The organism is Photobacterium sp. DNB22_13_2, from assembly GCF_052873915.1.
Window position 1 is genome coordinate 1 of the sequence record NZ_JBNNXU010000294.1, and the last position, 236, is coordinate 236.

1 protein-coding gene is annotated in these 236 nt (G+C 65.7%); it reads right to left on the reverse strand.

Features of this window, described 5'->3' with window-relative positions; translation table 11 throughout:
* Positions 1–236, reverse strand: a 236-nt coding sequence (locus ACVA58_RS28705) for a hypothetical protein (protein WP_446513626.1), incomplete at both ends; no start/stop codon positions are given.

The following is a 236-nucleotide window of genomic DNA, read 5'->3' on the forward strand; positions in this document are numbered from 1 at the left end:
GTCCTCCGGCATCTCGATGTTGGCGAGCAGGTCGATCTGCGTGCCGTCGAGCGTGACGGTAGGCGTGTGGCGCAGGCGCTCGAGGCGCTTCTTCTGCAGTTCGCCCTCGCTGCGGCGGTGACGGTATTCCTCGAGGATGGCCTCGCTCGGGTCGACGATGACGATGCCGTTGTCGCCATCAATCACGATGACGTCGTCCTGGCGGATCAGCGCGCTGGCATTGTGCACGCCCACCG